1 pseudogene is annotated in these 251 nt (G+C 74.9%); it reads right to left on the reverse strand.

Annotated elements, in window-relative coordinates:
- Positions 1-251 (reverse strand): annotated as a pseudogene (locus ACLQ29_RS35585) (2-oxoacid:acceptor oxidoreductase subunit alpha); the annotation flags it as partial.

The raw sequence follows: 251 nt of genomic DNA on the forward strand, positions 1-251 counted from the left end.
GGCGCAGGCCCCGGCAGGCGGCACCGATCGGCCCGTACGTCGAACCCCAGCCGAGCACGAGCACGCGGGCGTCACCGCTCGGGTCCTCCACCTCGACGTCCGGCACCGGGATCGCCTCGATGCGGGCGGCCCGGGTGCGGACCATGAAGTCGTGGTTCGCCGGGTCGTAGGAGATGTCGCCGGTCTTGTCGGCCTTCTCCAGCCCGCCGATGCGGTGCTCCAGCCCCGGGGTGCCGGGGACGGCCCACGGC

This window comes from Micromonospora sp. DT228 (genome assembly GCF_049841595.1).
In the GTDB taxonomy this organism is placed as follows: domain Bacteria; phylum Actinomycetota; class Actinomycetes; order Mycobacteriales; family Micromonosporaceae; genus Micromonospora.